This window comes from Streptomyces sp. NPDC059169, from assembly GCF_042755225.1.
Lineage (GTDB): Bacteria > Actinomycetota > Actinomycetes > Streptomycetales > Streptomycetaceae > Streptomyces.
Genome location: NZ_JBHZCF010000009.1, coordinates 232,233 through 250,893, shown reverse-complemented (window position 1 = coordinate 250,893; position 18,661 = coordinate 232,233). Strand labels below are relative to the sequence as shown.

Here is an 18,661-nt window from a genome sequence, read left to right as displayed (position 1 = left end):
CACGCCGCCCCGCGCTGCGTGGCCGGTTCCCGTCGGGGGTCAGGAGCCGACGCCGCGGGGCGCGGCGGATGCCGCCGCCGGCCCGGGCCCGTCGTCGCGGTCCGCGGCCCCCGGCAGGTCCGGGGAGTCCGCCGACCGCTGCTCGTGTCGGACGAGTGCATCGAACAGCGGCCAGCCGTCAGCCTCTTCGATGCCGTGGGCGGTCGGTAGCATTCCGCGTGCCGTCGCCTCGTCGAGGAAGCGCCGTACGACACCGGGCTCGTTGACGTTGAGGAAGTTGCCCCGGTCGTCGCCGAGGCCCCCGGAAGGCCAGGTGCCGCCGGCCACGATCCGCCCCGGCCCGTGGCGGAACACCAGCCGCAGCTGGGAGTGCCGGGCGCCGGCCCGGCGCAGGGTCAGCAGCTCGCGACAGTCGGGATGCGCGTGCCCCACCGACCAGAGCCACCGCGTCCCGTCCGCGGCCAGTCGTCGCGGTGCGCGATCACGTCTCATCACTCCACCGTACGCGTCGCGTTGGGGCGGGACGCGGTCTACCGCCGCCACGGGTGCGGTGGGACGCTGTCCGGTATGCGTGCGTACGGTCGTGCATTGGCCGCGATGGCCCTGGCGGGGATTTCGGGCCTGGGGGTCGTGGCGTGCGAGCCGCACTCCGGTGGGCTCAGCGAGATGGCGGTGTCCTTCACGACGGACATCACGGGTACCGGAGCCCTGGAGCACGAGGGTGTGAAGGTGCGCTGGCTGAGCTGCACGGCCTCGCTCAACGCCCCCGCCACGGCGACCCCTTCACATGCGGGCGCGGCGACGGTCCACTGCGAGGGCGAGACCGACGACGGCCGGAGGATCACGATCGACGGCACGGTCACCCAGGAGGTCGACGGTCGCTGCGTACGGGGCGACCTCACCGCGAAGGCGGACGGACGCACGGTCTTCCGCGCCTCCGTGCTGGGCGACTGCAACCCCCCGCGCACGGTCCCCGTACCGGGTGGGCGCGGGACGCCGGGTCCTGCGGCCACCGTGACGGTGACGGTCACCGAGACCCGTGACCCGGGCAAGTAGCCCCGTGCCCCGACACCGATAGCATGCAGGTCCACTGATCTTCGCCGACCGTGAAGGGGCCGGACCATGGCGGGAGAACCGCAAGCCGACTGCCTGTTCTGCAAGATTGTCGCGGGGGAGGTGCCGGCCACCGTCGTCCGGGAGTCCGAGACCACGGTCGCCTTCCGTGACATCAACCCGCAGGCACCGACGCACGTGCTCGTCATCCCGAAGGCGCACTACCCGGACGCTGCGTCCCTCGCCGCCGCCGAGCCCTCCGTGGCGGCCGACGTCCTCCGGGAGGCGGCCGAGGTCGCGGCCGAGGACAAGGTCGACGCCACGGGCTTCCGCGTCGTCTTCAACACCGGCAGCGGGGCGGGCCAGACCGTCTTCCACGCCCACGCCCACGTCCTCGGCGGCCGCGGGCTGAACTGGCCGCCCGGATAGCCGACGAATCACGGAGCACCGCATGTCCGCTCGAGAGCTGGTCGTCCTCGGCACCGCCAGCCAGGTCCCCACCCGACACCGCAACCACAACGGCTACCTGCTGCGCTGGGACGGCGAGGGCATCCTCTTCGACCCGGGCGAGGGCACCCAACGGCAGATGCTGCGGGCCGGTGTCGCCGCGCACGACGTCAACCGGATCTGCGTCACCCACTTCCACGGTGACCACTCCCTCGGGCTCGCCGGGGTGATCCAGCGGATCAACCTGGACCACGTGCCGCACCCCGTCACCGCTCACTACCCGGCGAGCGGGGAGCGCTTCTTCGAACGGCTCCGCTACGCGACTGCCTACCGCGAGTCGGTGTCGCTCAACCAGGCGCCGATCGCGGCGGCTGGGGTGCTCGCCACCACCGCGTCGTACACCCTCGAGGCGCGCAGGCTCTCCCACCCCGTGGAGTCGTTCGGATACCGGCTGACCGAGCCGGACGGCCGGCGCATGCTGCCCGAGCGGCTCGCCGCGCGCGGCATCAGGGGCCCCGACGTGGGGCGCATCCAGCGGGAGGGCTCGCTCGGGGGCGTCGCTCTGGAGGAGGTCAGCGAGGCGCGCCGCGGTCAGCGCTTCGCGTTCGTCATGGACACCCGGCTGTGCGACGGGGCATACGAGCTGGCCGACGGCTGCGACATGTTGGTGATCGAGTCGACCTTCCTCGACGAGGACCACCTGCTGGCCGCCGACCACGGGCACCTGACGGCGGGACAAGCCGCGCGCGTGGCGCGCGATGCGGGCGTACGACACCTCGTACTGACACACTTCTCGCAGCGCTACAGCGAGCCAGAGGAGTTCGAGCGTCAGGCCCGGGCTGCCGGATTCGACGGCGAGCTGTCCGTGGCCCAGGACCTCGTCCGGGTCCCCGTACCCAAACGCGAACTCTGAGCGAGCACCGATGTCACTCCCCAAGGCCGAACTGCACCTGCACATCGAGGGCACCCTCGAACCCGAGCTCGCCTTCGCCCTGGCCGAGCGCAACGAGGTCCAGCTGCCCTACGACGGGACCGAGGACCTACGCAGGGCCTATCTCTTCACCGATCTCCAGTCGTTCCTCGACCTCTACTACGAGCTGATGGCGGTGCTGCGCACCGCTCACGACTTCACCGAGCTCGCCGAGGCGTACCTTGCGCGCGCGAAGGCGCAGGGCGTGCGGCACGCGGAGATCTTCTTCGATCCCCAGGCGCACACGGCGCGTGGCGTGCCGATCGGGACGGTGATCGAAGGGTTGGCGCACGCACTGGACCGCAGCGAGGAACGGCACGGGATCTCCACCCAGCTGATCATGTGCTTTCTGCGCGACCGCTCCGCGGAGTCGGCGATGGCGACCCTCGACGCGGCGAAGCCCTACCTCCACCACATCACCGGAGTCGGACTGGACTCGGCGGAGGTCGGCCATCCGCCCGCCACGTTCCGCGAGGTGTACGCGGCCGCCGAGTCCCTGGGCCTGCGCAAGGTCGCGCACGCCGGTGAGGAAGGGCCGCCCGCCTACGTCTGGGAGGCGCTGGACGTCCTCGGGGTGGAACGCGTCGACCACGGGCTGCGTTCCATGGAGGATCCACAGCTGGTGGCCCGGCTCGCCAGGGACCAGGTGCCGCTCACCCTCTGTCCCCTGTCGAACGTCCGCCTGCGCGTCGTCGACACCCTGGAGGACCACCCGCTGCGCTCGATGATGGACGCCGGGTTGCTGGTCACCGTCAACTCCGACGACCCCGCCTACTTCGGCGGGTACGTCGGGGACACCTTCCACGCGGTCCGCGAGGCGCTCGGCCTCGGCAACGAGCAACTGCGCGAGCTGGCCCGCAACTCCTTCCGCGCGTCGTTCCTCGACCACGACGAGAGGCGCCGCGAGCGGTATCTCGCGGCGGTCGAGTCGTACGACTTCGACGCGGACCCGCGGACCTGATCCCGAGGACCGAGCCGCTGCCCCAGCGCCCCGGCCCCGACCACTCCGGCGAGCCCCGCGCCGAGTCCCACGGCGAAGACCGCGCCGACCGTGTCCTCGCTCGGTCCGGCCTGGGCGGTGCCGATCCGCCCGCTCACGCCCCACGGGGCGTTCTGCGCCATCGACCAGCAGAGCATCGCGGCCGCGAGGACGGTTCCCGGGCGTCGCCGTGGGAGCCGGGCTCGAGGAGCCCGCGCGATCGTCCGCTCCTCGGGGGCCTCGAGTCGGCCCGTCGCGGGCCAGGCCGGCAGCGCGGCCGGTGCGAGCGCCGCGAACGGCACCGTGTGCCCGCCGCCCAGCCGGGGGAGCGTGAGGTACCGGCGGCGGACACCGCGAAGAGGCCGAGCGCCGAGGTCCGGTGCGGTCGCGCGGCGCGGCGATCCCCGTCGCGGTGACCGCCGTTGCCGTCCCCGAGCCCGGTCCGCCGACCGCGGCCCCGATGACCACCAGGGGAACCAGCGGTGTCAGGGCGGCGGCACCGTAGCCGGCCGCGGAGAGCAGCAGCCCCAGCCGTGCGAGTCGGCGGGGGCCGTGCCGTCCGACGTGTGAGGCGAGGACGAACCCGGCGACGGCCGAACCGAGCAGCAGGGCGGAGCCGATGAGCCCGGCTCTGGCGGGGTCGAGCCCGAGACCGGAAGCGAGCCGTCCGACGACCGTCGGTAGCAGGTAGACGGCGAGGTAGCCGGCTGCGAAGACGGCGACCAGGGGCCGCGCGGCGCGCGGGCATGGGCGTTCCCGGGAAGGCGTGAAGAGGGGTGTCCCAGCGCACCTTTGAGGTGGGTGGGCAGGGTGGGGTGCCCGGTGTTGCAACGGGAACGCGCGCCCATGTGTATCAAGCGCGCCGGGGTCCGGAGAAGATGAGATTGTGTGATGCGAGACACCTATGGTTTGCGTGGGATTCGTGGGGGCAGCTGTGGTGCTTCTCGATGGGCTGCCGTCCACGCCGAAAGGGGCGGATCGGGCACACTGGCCTGATCCGTAGCGCTCGCGCACCGCTCTGCACGCCATCCGGGAGCAACCGTGATCACGACCGACGGAGAGTCGCAACACACCTCGGGCGTAGACCCGTTGGGTGCCCTGCGCACCGGCGGGGACCCCGAGTGCGACGTCTTCCTCACCGGCACGGTCTTCCTCGACATCGTCTTCACCGGTCTCGACTCCGCGCCAGTGCGCGGCACCGAGTCCTGGGCCCGTGGCATGGGACAGAGCCCGGGCGGGGTCGCCAACATGGCGACCGCGCTCGCCCGGCTGGGGCTGCGCACCTCGCTCGCCGCGGCCTTCGGTGACGACTTCTACGGTGACTACTGCTGGGACGCCCTGGAGCAGGGGGAGGGCATCGACCTCTCGCGGTCGCGGACCGTGCCCGGCTGGCACTCGCCGGTGACCGTCTCCATGGCGTACGAGGGCGAGCGCACGATGGTCTCGCACGGCCACGAGGCCCCGCCGCACGACGGCGGGGGCGCCCCGTTCGGCGCCACGCCGCCGCGCGCCCGGGCGGCCGTCGCCTCGCTGGCGCCGGACCGGTGCGAGCCCTGGATCGCGCAGGCGGCTGGCGCCGGCGCCCGGATCTTCGCCGACGTCGGCTGGGACGACACCGGCCACTGGGAGCTCGCCTCACTGGGTGACCTCGGCCGGTGCGAGGCGTTCCTCCCCAACGCCGAGGAGGCGATGCGCTACACCCGCACGGACTGCCCCCGTGCCGCCGCCAGGTCGCTGGCCGACGCGGTACCGCTCGCCGTCGTCACCCTCGGTGCGGACGGCGCGTACGCCGTCGACGGCGCCACGGGCGAGACCGCGGAGGTCCCCGCGATCCAGGTGGAGGCTCTGGATCCGACCGGAGCGGGGGACGTCTTCGTGGCCGGGTTCGTCACCGGCACGCTCGCCGGCTGGCCCCTCGCCGACCGTCTTGCCTTCGCCGGCCTGACCGCCGCGCTATCCGTACAGGAGTTCGGTGGATCGTTGTCCGCGCCCGGCTGGTCCGAAGTGGCCGCCTGGTGGCAGTACGTGCGGGGCTGCACCGACCAGGACCCGGAGGCGCTCGCCCGGTACGCGTTCCTGGCCCGGCTGCTCCCGGCCCCGGACCGCCCGTGGCCGCTGCGCCGCGCGGTGCCGACGATCGGCTTCCGTCGTCCGGTCTGACCGACCCCTCCCGGTGGTCGGGAAAAGCGCTTCGGCACGGTCGGCGGGGAGTCGTACGCTGGTACCCCGGAGGTTGTCGAGCAGCGAGAACCCCTGCAACGGGAGGTACGCGCAGGCCTCAGAGCCGGCCCATGACTCAGACACCCACAGACCAGACGCTCGCGCCGGGGCAGGCACGAGCCCATTTCACCGTTCCCGCGAAGCACCCGATGGTGACCGTGCTCGGTTCTGGCGACTCCCTGCTGCGCGTGATAGAGACGGCGTTCCCGACGGTGGATATCCACGTCCGCGGCAATGTGATCAGTGCCGTCGGTGATGAGCAGGAAGTCGCTCTGGTCCAGCGCCTGTTCGACGAGATGATGCTGGTGCTCCGCACCGGGCAGCCGATGACGGAGGATGCCGTGGAACGTTCGATCGCCATGCTGCGCGAGGAGAGCGGGGGAGCGGCGGTCGAGACACCATCCGAAGTCCTCACCCAGAACATCTTGTCCAGCCGCGGCCGCACCATCCGTCCCAAGACGCTCAACCAGAAGCGCTACGTCGACGCGATCGACAAGCACACGGTGGTCTTCGGGATCGGCCCGGCGGGCACGGGGAAGACCTACCTGGCCATGGCCAAGGCAGTCCAGGCTCTGCAGTCCAAGCAGGTCAACCGCATCATCCTGACGAGGCCCGCCGTCGAGGCGGGCGAGCGCCTGGGCTTCCTGCCGGGCACGCTGTACGAGAAGATCGACCCGTACCTGCGGCCGCTCTACGATGCGCTCCACGACATGATCGACCCGGATTCGATCCCGCGCCTCATGGCTGCGGGCACCATCGAGGTCGCGCCCCTGGCCTACATGCGAGGCCGCACGCTCAACGATGCGTTCATCATCCTCGACGAGGCACAGAACACCAATCCGGAACAAATGAAGATGTTCCTGACGCGTCTGGGCTTCGATTCGAAGATCGTCATTACCGGTGACATCACGCAGGTCGACCTGCCCGGCGGGACCAAGAGCGGCCTGCGTCAGGTCCGAGAGATCCTGGACGGGGTCCCGGACGTGCACTTCTCCATGCTGACGTCGCAGGATGTCGTCCGGCACAAGCTCGTCGGCCGTATTGTCGACGCGTACGAGCAGTACGACAGCCGCAACGGGAAGTGAGAACCGGTCAGCACCATGTCGATCGATGTCAACAACGAGTCCGGAACCGAGGTCGACGAGCAAGCGATCCTCGACATCGCCCGCCATGCGTTGGCACGGATGCGCATCCACCCGCTCTCGGAGCTCTCGGTGATCGTCGTGGACGAGCAGGCCATGGAGCAGCTCCACATCCAGTGGATGGACCTGCCGGGCCCCACGGATGTCATGTCCTTTCCCATGGACGAGCTGCGACCGCCCGTCAAGGACGACGAGGAGCCCCCTCAGGGGCTCCTCGGTGACATCGTGCTCTGCCCCGAGGTCGCCCGGAAGCAGGGCGAGGAGGCGCCGACCCAGCACTCCATGGACGAGGAGCTCCAGCTTCTGACGGTCCACGGGGTGTTGCACCTCCTCGGGTACGACCACGAGGAGCCGGACGAGCGTGCGGAGATGTTCGGCCTGCAGGCGGCGATCGTCGACGGCTGGCGGGCGGAGAAGGGCCTGACCGGTCCCTCCCCGGCGCCGACCGTCTCATGACCGCCCAGCTGGTCATCGGCGCGGTTGCGCTCGTCGTCGTCGCCTGGCTGGCGGCGTGCGCGGAGGCCGGCATCGCCCGGATCTCCAGCTTCCGGGCGGCCGAAGCCGTGCGGTCGGGACGCCGCGGTGCCGACCGCCTGGCGCAGGTCGCCGCCGACCCGGTGCGCTACCTCAACGTGGCCCTGCTGGTACGGGTCTCCTGTGAGATGGCCGCCGGGGTGTTCGTCACCTACGCCTGCCTGCAGGAGTTCTCCGAGACCTGGCAGGCGCTGGCCGTCGCCATCGGCGTGATGGTCCTGGTGTCCTTCGTCGCCGTCGGCGTCTCCCCGCGGACCATCGGCCGCCAGCACCCGCTGAACACGGCGACGGCCGCCGCGTACGTCTTGCTGCCGCTGGCCAGGATCATGGGGCCGGTCCCGCAGCTGCTGATCCTCGTCGGCAATGCGCTCACCCCGGGGAAGGGTTTCCGCAAGGGCCCGTTCGCGAGCGAGGCGGAGCTGCGCGCCATGGTCGACCTCGCCGAGCAGGAGTCGCTGATCGAAGCCGAGGAGCGCAAGATGGTGCACTCCGTCTTCGAGCTCGGCGACACCCTCGTCCGGGAGGTCATGGTCCCGCGCACCGACCTGGTCTGCATCGAGCGCTACAAGACCATCCGCCAGGCACTCACCCTCGCGCTGCGTTCCGGCTTCTCCCGCATCCCGGTGACCGGGGAGAACGAGGACGACATCGTCGGGATCGTGTACTTGAAGGACCTGGTCCGCAAGACGCACATCAACCGGGACTCGGAGGCCGAGCTCGTCTCCACGGCGATACGGCCGGCGGCGTTCGTGCCCGACACCAAGAACGCGGGCGACCTGCTGCGCGAGATGCAGCAGGAGCGCAACCACGTGGCCGTCGTCATCGACGAATACGGCGGCACGGCCGGCATCGTCACCATCGAGGACATCCTCGAGGAGATCGTCGGCGAGATCACCGACGAGTACGACCGGGAGCTGCCGCCCGTCGAGGAGCTCGGCGAATCGCGCTACCGGGTCACCGCACGGCTCGACGTCGGGGACCTCGGAGAGCTGTTCGGGCTGGACGAGTTCGACGACGAGGACGTGGAGACGGTCGGCGGATTGCTCGCCAAGTCCCTCGGACGGGTTCCGATCGCGGGCGCGACCGCGCAGGTGGACCTGCCGGACGGACGCTCGCTTCGGCTGACCGCCGAGTCACCGGCCGGCCGCCGCAACAAGATCGTCACAGTGCTGGTGGAGCCCTCGTGACGGCCCCCTTGACCGCGGCGCAGCTGAAGCGGGTGTGCCTGGAACAGAACGCGGCGGTCGAGGAATTCCCGTTCGGCCCGGAGGTCTCCGTGTTCAAGGTCGCCGGGAAGATGTTCGCCCTCGCCGACCTGGACGCCCGGCCGCTGAAGGTGTCGCTGAAGTGCGACCCGGACGAGGCGGTCCGGCTGCGCGCCGAGCACGCCGCGATCGTCCCCGGCTGGCACCTCAACAAGCGGCACTGGAACACCGTGACCGTGGCAGGTCTCCCGGCCCGCATGGTCCGGGAGCTCGTCGAGGACAGTTACGACCTGGTGGTGGCGGGCCTGCCGAAGGCGCAGCGGCTCCGCCTCGACCGCCCTTGAGCCGACCGGGGCGCGGGCCGGCCGTGGCCGCGGCCACGATCGCCGCACCGCCGCCGACCCGGTCGGCGGCCCCGGACGCGCCGTGGTGGCCATCGGCTCCGTGACGGCGCGGGCCCGCACCGTCACGGTCCGTGTCGTGCGGCGCGGGCGGTCACGTCGCGGCGGAGCCGCGGCGGCGCAGCCGTCCGACGAGGGCCGCCCCGCCCACCAACGCCCAGAGCACCACCAGGACTCCGACCGTCAGGTCCAGCCAGTCGACGGGGTCGCCGCGGACCAGGTCGGCCGCTGCTGGAACGCCCGCGGCGAGGCCCACTGCAGCGAGGACCGCCGAAGCGGCGCCGCGCAGGACGCGCTGCCTGACGCCGCTCGTCAGCTCTCCGGCCGCGGCGGCCGCCAGGAACAGGGGGAAGGCGTCGGAGGGGACGAGCCTGCCGTCGATCGCCCAGTCGACCAGATTGATCACGACTCCGAGGAGACCGATCGCCAGCGCGATCCGCGCCCAGGTGCTGCGGGACGGCCCGGCCATCCTCAACCTGCCGTGACGGTGGCGCGGAGCACCCCGTCGGGTCCGGCCAGCAGGACGGGGGTGTCCAGCCCGCCCAGGTCCCGCACCGCCGCGCGGTCGGCGTCCGCGACCACGTCGGTGTCCCCGACGACTGCCGCCGCTTCGAGGGACTTCGCACCGCTCGCCACTGCCATGGCGACGGCGGTCTGCAGCGCACTCAGCCGCAGCGACTCCAGGGCCACGGTGCCCGCCACATACGTACGTCCCGTCTCGTCACGGACCGCGGCCCCCTCGGGCACCCCGTTGCGGACGCGGGCGCTGCGCGCCAACGTGATGATCTTGCGGTCCTCTGGGGCGAGTTCGGTGCTTTCAGTCATGCGCTGAGCATAGGTCCACGCCCTTGCGCCGGCCCGCACGCACCCGGAACGTGACGGCTCGTGACGGGGGCGGGTCTGCCTCGCGCCCCTGCGGGAACGGGACGGAAGCGGCGGTCCACCCAGCAGGTCCGCGCCCGTGGTCCTGCCCGTCCGGTGCGGAATCTTCCCCTCGGTTTGCGAGGGGAGTTGCCCCCTTTTGGTCGGTGAAAGTGCGGATCTTGACAGAATCTGATGGGTCATCAGTCGGTGCATTTCGATTCCATTGACTTCTCTTCCCCTCGCCCCGTCAATGGCGGCCACCTACTGAAGGGGGAAGCACATGGCATCCCTGAGATCCGCCCCGCGAAGACACCGCTGGGCAGCCGCCCTGGGGGTGACCGCCCTCGCGGTCACCGGCAGCGGGTTCCTCACCGCCCCCGCCCTGGCGGCGGCCTCCCAGGTGGTCGACTTCGCCACGCACTGCGTACCGCCGCCGATCGCCGGCATCCCGCCCATCGACGGCACGACCACGGCGGAGATCACCGTCGACGAGCCCGCGCCGAAGGTGGGCGACACGGTCACCGTCACCTACACGGTCACCAAGCCGGCAGCGGGCAACCCCGTCGACATCGCGCTCCCCGCCGACATCATGACGCCCACCGGGAAGGTCACCCTCGGGGGTGCCCAAACCGGTGGCGTCACGGTCACCGGCCCCAAGAAGAACCCGCCGGTCCCGGGCAAGGGCACGTTCCCCGCGTTCTCGATGACCGGCACCTTCACGGTCGATGCTCCCGGCTCGATCACCCTCTCGCCGGGCGACTACAACATCCACACCAGCTACATCATGGAGCTCGACACCCCCTGCACGGTGAAGAACCCGCCCGCACCCGTCTCCCAGACCATCGTGGCGACGCCCCAGCCGAGCGCCAACGAGCGCACCATCCAGCTCGGTACCGCCTCCGGTAATCCGGGTGACCCGGTCACCGTCACCGGAGCCAAGTTCACCGCGGGCGCCGACGTCGTCGTCGTCGGTCGCGCCGGTGCCGCGGAGACCGCTGACAGAACCACCGTCAAGGCGACCGCGACGGGCGGCTTCAGCGCCTCCCTCACGGTCAACGACAAGGCGACCACCGGGATCGTGGCGTACGAGGGCACGGCCTGGAACGACGACAAGGGCGCGGGTCCGGCGGCGTACACCGTCAACGACGACACCCCGCTGCCCGCGAACAGCCAGAAGCTGTCCTCCTCCGTCGCGGCGGGCACCCTCTCCATGACCCAGGCAGGCGACACCGTCTCCCTGACCTCGGTCGACTTCGGTAAGGGGGGCACATCGACGGGCGACCTGAACGCCGTGACGATCAAGGACTTCCGCGGTGGGCCCGCGGGCTGGTCCCTCACCGGAAAGATGACCGACCTCACCGGACCCGGCGGAAAGATCGACGCCGGCAGGCTCAGCTGGACCCCCTCCTGCACCACCGAGGCGGGAAGCCCCAGCACCTGTGCGGCGGGCTCCGCGGGTGCCGTCGGCAGCGCGGGCGCGACCCTGGCCTCCACCCCCAACGGTGCCCTCACCGGCGGTGAGTTCACCGCGGGCGCGAAGGTCTCGCTCGACGTGCCGGCGTTCACCGCGCCCGGGACCTACTCCGGCGTGCTGACCCTCACGCTCACCTGACCACCCGGCGGGCCGGGCGCGCACCCGGTCGGCCCGCCCCGACCCCTGGGGGGACCCGCACCCGTGGACGAGCCGTCCGTACCCCTGTTCCGCAGGCTCCTGCCGTTCCTGCTCGCACCGGTCCTGCTCCTCTGCGCCACACCGGCCTCCCGTGCCGCCGACAACGGCGAGTGGTCCGTCGAGCCCACCGCTTCGGCACTCGGCCACCGCCCGTACTACTACCTCTCCGCTGATCCGGGTACCACGCTCACCGATCGGGTGACCGTCAGCAACAAGACCGCGCAGCCGCTGGCCTTCCGGCTGTACGCCGCCGACGCGTACAACACCGAGCGGGACGGCGGCTTCGCCGTGCGCACTCAGCAGGAGCGCCAGCGCGGGGTCGGCGCTTGGGCGAAGCCGCAACGGACCCGGATCACGGTCCCCGCCCACGCCTCGGTCACCGTCCCCTACACCCTCACCGTCCCCGAGACCGCCGAACCGGGCGACCATCCCGGCGCACTCGTCGCCCTCGACGAACGCCTCGCCGCCGGGTCACGGGGCAACGTCGCGGTCGGCGTGCAACGGGCGGTCGGCGCCCGCGTCTACCTCCGGGTCACGGGCCCGACCGTGCCCGCGCTCTCCGTCGAGGACGTGACGTACAGCTCCGACAGGCCCCTCGTCCCGGGCACCGGGGGCAGCAGCGCCGCCATCGCCTACACCCTCCACAACCGCGGCAACGTGACCCTCAACCCCAAGGTCGCCCTGCGCGCCGAGGGACTCTTCGGCCGCACCCTGCTGGCCCGCGATCTGACGAAGATCCCCTCCGAACTGCTGCCCCGTCAGAAGATCCGGCTCACCGAGCACTGGGCGCCAGCCCCGCAGCTCGATTGGGGCCAGGTCAGGCTCACGGCGAGTGCGCGCGACGTACGGGAGTCCGGGGCCGTTTCGTTCGTCGCGTTTCCGTGGCTGCCCGCCGGAGTCCTGCTGGCGGTGGTCGCCGCCGTCACGGCGCGGCTGTGGCGGAAGGCCGGGCGCGGTCGGCGCACGGGGCCGCGGCCGCCGCGCCGGGGCACGGGCGCGGCGTGAGGGTGGCCTCCGGGCCGGCGCCCGGTACGTGAGCGCCCCGCGGATCGGGGAGAATGGCCCGCATGAGCGTTCACACCCCTGGATCCGAGGCCCCGCACCGCGCCGGCTTCGCCTGCTTCGTCGGCCGCCCCAACGCGGGCAAGTCCACCCTCACGAACGCTCTGGTCGGCCAGAAGGTGGCCATCACCTCCAACCGGCCGCAGACCACCCGCCACACCGTCCGCGGCATCGTGCACCGTCCCGACCTGAACGCCCAGCTGGTGCTGGTGGACACCCCCGGTCTGCACAAGCCGCGCACGCTGCTCGGCGAGCGGCTCAACGACGTCGTGCGCACCACCTGGGCCGAGGTCGACGTGATCGGCTTCTGCCTCCCCGCGGACCAGAAGATCGGCCCCGGCGACCGGTTCATCGCCAAGGAACTCGCCGGGATCAAGAAGACCCCCAAGGTGGCCATCGTCACCAAGACCGACCTCGTCGACTCCAAGACCCTCGCCGGGCAACTCCTCGCCGTCGACCAGCTCGGCAAGGAGCTGGGCATCGACTGGGCGGAGATCGTCCCCGTGTCGGCCGTCGGGGACAAGCAGGTCGCGCTCCTGGCGGATCTGCTGGTCCCACTCCTCCCGGAGAGCCCGGCGCTCTACCCGGAGGGCGACCTCACGGACGAGCCCGAGCAGGTCATGGTCGCCGAGCTGATCCGCGAAGCCGCGCTCGAAGGCGTCCGGGACGAACTGCCGCACTCCATCGCAGTGGTCGTGGAGGAGATGCTCCCCCGCGAGGACCGCCCCGCGGACAAGCCGCTGCTCGACATCCACGCGAACGTCTACATCGAGCGGCCCAGCCAGAAGGGCATCATCATCGGTCCGAAGGGCAGCCGGCTGAAGGAGGTCGGCATGAAGTCCCGCAAGCACATCGAGGCACTGCTCGGCACGCCCGTCTTCCTGGACCTCCACGTGAAGGTCGCCAAGGACTGGCAGCGCGATCCGAAGCAACTGCGCAAGCTCGGCTTCTAGGCCACGGCCGAGCCGGTCGCCGTACGGGACGGGATCCCGCCCGTGGACCGTGCGCCCGTCCCGGACGGACCGCGGTGCTGCCTGCGCAGCGGCGCCGCCGGCCCTGCGCGCCGCCGAGGACAGCCCACGGACCCGCCGGGCGCGGCGGGGACGGCGTCCCGGCACAGGGAGCCGGACCCGCCGCGCCCGGTACCCGGAACCGGCCGCGACGGCGGCGCCTACGCCCCTTCCTTCAACACCCGCGAGATCAGCGACCGCTGTGCCTCCGTGAGCCGGGGATCCGCGCAGTAGACCGTCCGGTCGTCCACCGTGACTTGGTACTGGAAGCCGTCCGGGACGCCCGCGGACGGGGTGTCCCGGCCTTCGCTCAGGGCCTGCCCGACCAGGGCGTGCCACTCCTCGGCATCGGGTCGCCCCGAGGTGTCCACTTCGGCGACCCGTTCGATGCCGGCGAAACCACCCGTGCGACGTACGTGGATACGCATGGGGTCCTGTCTAGTACGGAGACGGGTCAGCTGGTAAGTACACCGACCTGCGACCACGCCTTCAGCACCGCCTCGTGCTCCTCGCCCTGCCCGTAGCGGGCCGCGGCCGCCGCGACCGTCTCCTTCGCAAAGTCCGAGAACGCGGCGTCGACCTGCAGGTTCCCCGAGGTCATGGTGTCGTACCAGATCTGCCCCGCCCGCTCCCACGCCTTGCCGCCGAGCTGTGTCGCGAGGACGTAGAACGCGTGGTTGGGGATGCCGGAGTTGATGTGGACGCCCCCGTTGTCCCGGCCGGTCCGGACGTAGTCGTCCATCGTCGCGGGTTGCGGGTCCTTGCCGAGCACGTCGTCGTCGTAGGCCGAGCCGGGCTCCTTCATCGAGCGCAGCGCCACGCCTGACACCGCGGGCGCGAGGAGCCCCGCGCCGATCAGCCAGTCGGCCTGGTCCGCCGTCTGGTCCAGGGTGTACTGCTTCACCAGCGAGCCGAAGACGTCCGACACGGATTCGTTCAGTGCGCCGGGCTGGCCGAAGTAGGTGAGGTTCGCGGAGTACTGGGTGAACCCGTGGGCCAGTTCGTGGCCGATGACGTCGACCGGCACGGTGAAGTCAAGGAAGATCTCACCGTCCCCGTCGCCGAACACCATCTGCTCGCCGTTCCAGAAGGCGTTGCCGTAGCCCTCGCCGTAGTGCACGGTCGCGTCGAGCGGCAGACCCGCGCCATCGATCGAGTTGTGCCGGTACGCCGTCATCAGCAGCTCGAACGTCGCACCGAGGCCGGCGTACGCACGGTTGACGGTGGCGTCCCTGCCCGGTTCCTCGCCCTCGCTGCGCACCTTCCTCCCGGGCAGCGCGGTGCCGTGTTCGGCGTCGTAGAGCGTGCGCCGGGGCTTGCTCTCCGCGCCGCGGTCGGTCGGCGCGGCGGCACCCACGACGGTGGTCAGTCGGCGTCCGGTGCGGTGGGCGGCGTCCGCCACCAGGGTGCGGCGTGCGGCGGCGGCGATCGCCGGGTCGCCGGCGCGGGCGAGCTTGTCGAGGAGGTGCGGGGGCACGATGCCGCAGAAGACGGGATTCGGGACGTGTCGTGTGGAGGAAGTCATGTCCGGCAATGTGGCACTGGGTCATGACACTGTCACTACCTGCGACCATGATTAATGAAATGGAGTGACAGGATCGCTTTTGCCCGTTACTGATCGGTCGTCCCGCATAGTGGAACGGGGCCGACGTTCGGGTCGGGGCTCGGTTAGGCTTCTGGGCATCATGCGTTTCGGGCTGCTTCTCCTTAGCTGCCGCGGCGAGGGCCTGTAGTCGTAGGCCGACTCCCTCCCCGCGGAGTCTGGTGTTGCATCGACCCAGTCGGCCTTCCCCCGCAGCAGGATCCCGAGGAGCCCAGCGCAATGTCACAGTCGCAGTGGATCGGCCGGCCCACGCCGATCACCAATACGACGCACACCCAGAAGCCCTCCGGTATGCCGATCCACAAGTACGGCCCGTACGAGGCCGTGCACATCCCGGACCGCACGTGGCCGCAGAAGCGGATCACCCAGGCGCCCCGCTGGCTCTCCACCGACCTGCGGGACGGCAACCAGGCGCTGATCGACCCGATGTCCCCGGCGCGCAAGCGCGAGATGTTCGACCTGCTGGTCCGCATGGGCTACAAGGAGATCGAGGTCGGTTTCCCGTCGTCCGGCGAGACGGACTTCGCCTTCGTCCGCTCGATCATCGAAGAGGGCGCGATCCCGGACGACGTGACGATCTCCGTGCTGACCCAGGCCCGTGAGGACCTGATCGAGCGCACCGTCGAGTCCCTGGTGGGCGCGAAGCGCGCCAGCGTGCACCTCTACAACGCGACGGCCCCCACGTTCCGCCGCGTCGTCTTCCGCGGCTCCAAGGGCGACATCAAGCAGATCGCGGTGGACGGCACGCGGCTGGTGATGGAGTACGCGGAGAAGCTGCTCGGCGACGAGACGGCCTTCGGCTACCAGTACAGCCCGGAGATCTTCACCGACACCGAGCTGGACTTCGCCCTGGAGGTCTGCGAGGCCGTCTGCGACGTCTGGCAGCCCGGGCCCGGGCGGGAGATCATCCTGAACCTGCCCGCCACCGTCGAACGTTCCACGCCCTCCACGCACGCCGACCGCTTCGAGTGGATGTCCCGCAACCTGACCCGCCGGGAGCACATCTGCCTGTCCGTCCACCCGCACAACGACCGCGGTACGGCCGTCGCCGCCGCCGAGCTGGCGATCATGGCGGGGGCGGACCGCATCGAGGGCTGCCTGTTCGGGCAGGGCGAGCGCACGGGCAACGTCGACCTGGTCACCCTGGGCATGAACCTCTTCTCCCAGGGCGTGGACCCGCAGATCGACTTCTCGCAGATCGACGAGATCCGTCGCGCCAGCGAGTACTGCAACCAGATGGAGATCCACCCGCGCCACCCCTACGCGGGCGATCTGGTCTACACCGCCTTCTCCGGCTCCCACCAGGACGCCATCAAGAAGGGCTTCGACGCCATGGAGGCCGATGCGGCCGCCGAGGGCAAGACCGTCGACGAGATCGAGTGGGCCGTGCCCTACCTGCCGATCGACCCCAAGGACGTCGGTCGTTCCTACGAGGCCGTCATCCGCGTCAACTCCCAGTCCGGCAAGGGCGGCGTGGCCTACGTCCTGAAGAACGACCACAAGCTGGACCTGCCGCGCCGCATGCAGATCGAGTTCTCCCGGATCATCCAGGCCAAGACCGACGCCGAGGGCGGCGAGGTCACGCCCAAGGAGATCTGGTCGGTCTTCCAGGACGAGTACCTGCCCAACCCGGTCGACCCGTGGGGACGCATCCAGCTGCGTTCCGGCCAGACCACGTCGGACACCGACGGCACGGACACGCTGGCCGCGGAAGCCGTCGTCGACGGCACGGAGACCGTGCTGACCGGCACCGGCAACGGCCCGATCTCCGCCTTCATCGACGCGCTCAACACGATCGGCGTCGACGCGCGCGTGCTGGACTACCAGGAGCACACGATGAGCGAGGGCGCATCCGCGCAAGCCGCCTCGTACATCGAATGCGCCATTGACGGAAAGGTCCTGTGGGGCGTCGGGATCGACGCCAACACGACCCGCGCCTCGCTGAAGGCCGTCATCTCGGCGGTCAACCGCGCGGCCCGCTGAGCCACCCCCGTCAGCGCCCGCGAACCCCGCCCCCTCACGGGGGCGGGGTTCAGCCATCTGTCCCCCGGTGTCACGCCGGGGGTACTGACGTCACAACATCGATGTGGCTAACATCACGTCAGCGCGGCAACGGTGCCGCGGATGCACCACCCGTGCGAGACGGCCACGGGGGAATGACGGAGGTGCGACGTGCTGCCAGACCTAGGACAAAGAGGCCGAAAACCGCACACCGACGGTCATCGCGGCCTTTGTGTCTTCGGCGTTCGCACGTCCTGGACCACCATCGGCGACGGTGACTTCTTCTGTCCCGAATGCGGGGGCGACCGCAACTACCGCCGCCGCACCGGCCGGCGACGCTTCACCGTCCTCGGCGTTCCCGTCCTCCCGCGCGGCTGCACCGGCCCGGTCGTCGAATGCGCCGCCTGCCACTGCCGGTTCGGCACCGAAGCACTCGACCACCCGACCACGGCACGCTTCTCCGCCATGCTCCGGGACGCCGTCCACACCGTCGCCCTGGCCGTCCTCGCGGCGGGCGGCACCTCCTCCCGCACAGTCCTGCAAACCGCCGTCGGCACCGTCCGCGCGGCCGGGTTCAACGACTGCACCGAGGGCCAGCTGACGGCGATGGTCGACGCCCTCGCCGCCGACACCGGCCGGTTCATCACCGACACCGGCCCGTGCGGTGCCGCGCTCGCCATCGAGCTCCACGAGGCACTGGAACCGCTCACCCCGCACCTGGCCGCGGCCGGCCGCGAGTCGATCCTGCTGCAGGGCGCCCAGATCGCGCTCGCCGACGGCCCCTACATCCCCGCCGAACGGGATGTGCTGACCACGGTCGGCAACGCGCTGCAGTTGTGCGACGACGACACGGCCCGGCTGCTGGCAGCCGCCGGCACCCCGTCGCCGTAGCCCCGTCGCCGTGGCCCCCGGGGCGGCGCCGCGGAGCGAGCGGCGGAACGGTCCCAAGGGGTGGCCCGTCCACGTTCCGTCGGGTCGGATCAGGCCCCGACGGAACCGTCGATCGCCTCGCGCAGGAAGTCGGCGTGCCCGTTGTGCCGCGCGTACTCGTGGATCATGTGCAGCATCACCAGGCGCAGCGACACCTCCTCCTCCCAGCGCGGTTGGTAGCCGGTCACATCGAGCGAAGCCGCCGCCTCCTCGACCCTCCGGGCACGGGCCACCTCCCCCTGCCACGCCTCGAAGGCCTCCGACCGCGTGGCGCCCGTCGCGTCGTACGCCACCTGGTAGTCGCCCTCCGGCGACCACACCAACGGGACGTCCTCCCCGTTGATCACCCTCCGGAACCACGTGCGTTCAACCTCCGCCAGGTGCCGGACCAGGCCGAGCAGCGAGAGCGTCGACGTCGGCACGGACCGCCGGCGCAACTCCTCGTCCGTCAGGCCGTCGCACTTCATCGCCAGCGTGGCGCGGTGGAAATCGAGGAACCCGCGCAACATCTCGCGTTCACCCGCGATCACGGGCGGCCCTATGCGTTCAGTGGTCATGACGGCGACCC

20 protein-coding genes and 1 pseudogene are annotated in these 18,661 nt (G+C 71.0%); 14 read left to right on the top strand and 7 right to left on the bottom strand.

Annotated features, from left to right (window positions below):
* Positions 1 to 39 precede the first annotated feature (39 nt).
* On the bottom strand, positions 40 to 492 hold the full coding sequence (locus ACFXOM_RS19170; RefSeq protein ID WP_384945323.1) for a hypothetical protein: 453 nt from the start codon (positions 490 to 492) through the stop codon (positions 40 to 42).
* Positions 493 to 567: 75 nt separating this feature from the next.
* On the opposite strand from ACFXOM_RS19170, the gene ACFXOM_RS19165 reads away from it, so the two are divergent.
* The 4 genes from ACFXOM_RS19165 to ACFXOM_RS19150 all read left to right on the top strand — a co-directional run bounded on the left by ACFXOM_RS19165 (position 568) and on the right by ACFXOM_RS19150 (position 3,431).
* Entirely contained in the window at positions 568 to 1,056 is a 489-nt protein-coding gene (locus ACFXOM_RS19165) for a hypothetical protein (protein WP_384932477.1), read from the top strand.
* Between the two features lie 66 nt (positions 1,057 to 1,122).
* Positions 1,123 to 1,482: a histidine triad nucleotide-binding protein gene (locus ACFXOM_RS19160; RefSeq protein WP_384932474.1), complete on the top strand. Its 360-nt coding sequence runs from the start codon at positions 1,123 to 1,125 to the stop codon at positions 1,480 to 1,482.
* Between the two features lie 22 nt (positions 1,483 to 1,504).
* On the top strand, positions 1,505 to 2,413 hold the full coding sequence (locus tag ACFXOM_RS19155; protein WP_384932471.1) for a ribonuclease Z: 909 nt from the start codon (positions 1,505 to 1,507) through the stop codon (positions 2,411 to 2,413).
* A gap of 10 nt (positions 2,414 to 2,423) precedes the next feature.
* Positions 2,424 to 3,431 (top strand): adenosine deaminase, encoded by a 1,008-nt coding sequence (locus ACFXOM_RS19150; RefSeq protein ID WP_385038562.1) that lies wholly within the window; start codon positions 2,424 to 2,426, stop codon positions 3,429 to 3,431.
* Between the two features lie 8 nt (positions 3,432 to 3,439).
* On the opposite strand, the pseudogene ACFXOM_RS19145 reads toward ACFXOM_RS19150, so the two are convergent.
* Positions 3,440 to 4,175, bottom strand: a pseudogene (locus tag ACFXOM_RS19145) (MFS transporter); the annotation flags it as partial.
* A gap of 315 nt (positions 4,176 to 4,490) precedes the next feature.
* On the opposite strand from ACFXOM_RS19145, the gene ACFXOM_RS19140 reads away from it, so the two are divergent.
* The 5 genes from ACFXOM_RS19140 (at position 4,491) to ACFXOM_RS19120 (ending at position 8,894) form a co-directional block, all read left to right on the top strand.
* Positions 4,491 to 5,609, top strand: a complete 1,119-nt coding sequence (locus ACFXOM_RS19140) for a carbohydrate kinase family protein (protein WP_384932465.1) — start codon at positions 4,491 to 4,493, stop codon at positions 5,607 to 5,609.
* 131 nt (positions 5,610 to 5,740) lie between these two features.
* Positions 5,741 to 6,754: a PhoH family protein gene (locus tag ACFXOM_RS19135; RefSeq protein ID WP_384932463.1), complete on the top strand. Its 1,014-nt coding sequence runs from the start codon at positions 5,741 to 5,743 to the stop codon at positions 6,752 to 6,754.
* Positions 6,755 to 6,769: 15 nt separating this feature from the next.
* Positions 6,770 to 7,267 carry an rRNA maturation RNase YbeY gene (ybeY, locus tag ACFXOM_RS19130; protein WP_384932460.1) on the top strand — a complete coding sequence of 166 codons (498 nt, stop codon included), beginning with the start codon at positions 6,770 to 6,772 and terminating at the stop codon, positions 7,265 to 7,267.
* Positions 7,264 to 8,532, top strand: a complete 1,269-nt coding sequence (locus ACFXOM_RS19125; protein WP_384932457.1) for a hemolysin family protein — start codon at positions 7,264 to 7,266, stop codon at positions 8,530 to 8,532. Before ybeY ends, ACFXOM_RS19125 begins: the two co-directional genes overlap by 4 nt.
* Before the next feature lie 8 nt (positions 8,533 to 8,540).
* Positions 8,541 to 8,894 carry an MmcQ/YjbR family DNA-binding protein gene (locus ACFXOM_RS19120; RefSeq protein ID WP_384932630.1) on the top strand — a complete coding sequence of 118 codons (354 nt, stop codon included), beginning with the start codon at positions 8,541 to 8,543 and terminating at the stop codon, positions 8,892 to 8,894.
* Positions 8,895 to 9,045: 151 nt separating this feature from the next.
* Here ACFXOM_RS19120 and ACFXOM_RS19115 read toward each other — a convergent pair whose 3' ends face one another.
* Together ACFXOM_RS19115 and ACFXOM_RS19110 are read right to left on the bottom strand one after the other, a co-directional pair.
* Positions 9,046 to 9,420, bottom strand: coding sequence for a hypothetical protein (locus ACFXOM_RS19115; RefSeq protein WP_384932454.1), 375 nt, complete (start codon positions 9,418 to 9,420; stop codon positions 9,046 to 9,048).
* A 2-nt stretch (positions 9,421 to 9,422) separates the two neighbouring features.
* On the bottom strand, positions 9,423 to 9,776 hold the full coding sequence (locus ACFXOM_RS19110) for a cytidine deaminase (protein WP_384932451.1): 354 nt from the start codon (positions 9,774 to 9,776) through the stop codon (positions 9,423 to 9,425).
* Between the two features lie 319 nt (positions 9,777 to 10,095).
* Between ACFXOM_RS19110 and ACFXOM_RS19105 the strand changes: the two genes are divergently transcribed.
* From ACFXOM_RS19105 to era, 3 genes are all read left to right on the top strand, one after another.
* Entirely contained in the window at positions 10,096 to 11,427 is a 1,332-nt protein-coding gene (locus ACFXOM_RS19105; RefSeq protein ID WP_385038560.1) for a beta-xylosidase, read from the top strand.
* A gap of 63 nt (positions 11,428 to 11,490) precedes the next feature.
* Positions 11,491 to 12,492: a WxL protein peptidoglycan domain-containing protein gene (locus tag ACFXOM_RS19100; RefSeq protein ID WP_385038557.1), complete on the top strand. Its 1,002-nt coding sequence runs from the start codon at positions 11,491 to 11,493 to the stop codon at positions 12,490 to 12,492.
* Positions 12,493 to 12,545: 53 nt separating this feature from the next.
* Complete coding sequence (gene era / locus ACFXOM_RS19095; protein WP_384932442.1) at positions 12,546 to 13,502, top strand: GTPase Era; 957 nt, start codon at positions 12,546 to 12,548, stop codon at positions 13,500 to 13,502.
* A gap of 218 nt (positions 13,503 to 13,720) precedes the next feature.
* On the opposite strand, the gene ACFXOM_RS19090 is transcribed toward era, so the two are convergent.
* Both ACFXOM_RS19090 and ACFXOM_RS19085 read right to left on the bottom strand, forming a co-directional pair.
* A complete protein-coding gene (locus ACFXOM_RS19090; RefSeq protein WP_384932440.1) occupies positions 13,721 to 13,987 on the bottom strand; it encodes a protealysin inhibitor emfourin in 267 nt (88 codons plus the stop codon).
* A gap of 26 nt (positions 13,988 to 14,013) precedes the next feature.
* Complete coding sequence (locus ACFXOM_RS19085; protein WP_384945328.1) at positions 14,014 to 15,084, bottom strand: M4 family metallopeptidase; 1,071 nt, start codon at positions 15,082 to 15,084, stop codon at positions 14,014 to 14,016.
* 297 nt (positions 15,085 to 15,381) lie between these two features.
* On the opposite strand from ACFXOM_RS19085, the gene leuA reads away from it, so the two are divergent.
* Together leuA and ACFXOM_RS19075 are read left to right on the top strand one after the other, a co-directional pair.
* Entirely contained in the window at positions 15,382 to 17,145 is a 1,764-nt protein-coding gene (leuA, locus tag ACFXOM_RS19080) for a 2-isopropylmalate synthase (RefSeq protein ID WP_384932434.1), read from the top strand.
* 189 nt (positions 17,146 to 17,334) lie between these two features.
* Positions 17,335 to 18,054 carry a TerB family tellurite resistance protein gene (locus tag ACFXOM_RS19075; protein ID WP_384932431.1) on the top strand — a complete coding sequence of 240 codons (720 nt, stop codon included), beginning with the start codon at positions 17,335 to 17,337 and terminating at the stop codon, positions 18,052 to 18,054.
* A gap of 89 nt (positions 18,055 to 18,143) precedes the next feature.
* Here ACFXOM_RS19075 and ACFXOM_RS19070 read toward each other — a convergent pair whose 3' ends face one another.
* Positions 18,144 to 18,650: a DinB family protein gene (locus tag ACFXOM_RS19070; RefSeq protein WP_384932428.1), complete on the bottom strand. Its 507-nt coding sequence runs from the start codon at positions 18,648 to 18,650 to the stop codon at positions 18,144 to 18,146.
* Positions 18,651 to 18,661: the final 11 nt, after the last annotated feature.